Origin of the sequence: Streptosporangium pseudovulgare (assembly GCF_014648055.1) — a bacterium.
In the GTDB taxonomy this organism is placed as follows: Bacteria; Actinomycetota; Actinomycetes; order Streptosporangiales; family Streptosporangiaceae; genus Streptosporangium; species Streptosporangium pseudovulgare.
This window is the reverse complement of sequence record NZ_BMQJ01000062.1, coordinates 1-804: the sequence shown is the minus strand read 5'-3', so window position 1 is coordinate 804 and position 804 is coordinate 1. Positions and strand designations below refer to the sequence as shown.

General features: G+C 68.8%; 1 protein-coding gene. It reads left to right on the top strand.

The annotated features are described in order from the left end of the window. On the top strand, window positions 1-804 hold an 804-nt coding region (locus tag IEZ10_RS38460), incomplete at both ends, for an RNA polymerDNA-directed RNA polymerase subunit B (RefSeq protein WP_506004888.1).

Sequence of the window (804 nt, the reverse complement as noted above, 5' to 3'; positions counted from 1 at the left end):
CGTCGAGGCGATCACGCCGCAGACCCTGATCAACATCCGCCCGGTCGTGGCGTCGATCAAGGAGTTCTTCGGCACCTCCCAGCTGTCGCAGTTCATGGACCAGACCAACCCGCTGGCCGGCCTGACGCACAAGCGGCGTCTGTCCGCGCTGGGTCCCGGTGGTCTGTCGCGGGAGCGGGCCGGCTTCGAGGTCCGTGACGTCCATCCCTCGCACTACGGCCGCATGTGCCCGATCGAGACGCCCGAGGGCCCCAACATCGGCCTGATCGGCTCGCTGGCCTCCTTCGGCCGGGTCAACTCCTTCGGCTTCGTCGAGACCCCCTACCGGAAGGTCGTCGACGGCCGGGTCACCGACGAGGTCGAGTACCTCACCGCCGACGAGGAGGACCGGCACGTCATCGCGCAGGCGAACACGCCGATCGCCGCAGACGGCAGCTTCCTGGAGGACCGCGTGCTCGTCCGCCGCAAGGGCGGCGAGTTCGAGTCCGTGCGCGCCTCCGAGGTCGGCTACATGGACGTCTCGGCACGCCAGATGGTGTCCGTCGCCACCGCGATGATCCCGTTCCTGGAGCACGACGACGCCAACCGCGCGCTCATGGGCTCCAACATGCAGCGCCAGTCGGTGCCGCTGCTCAAGAGCGAGGCGCCGCTGGTCGGCACGGGCATGGAGTACCGCGCCGCCACCGACGCCGGTGACGTGATCAACGCCGAGAAGGCGGGTGTGGTCGAGGAGGTCTCGGCCGACTACGTCACGGTGATGAACGACGACGGCACCCGCACGACGTACCGGGTGGCGAAGTTCAA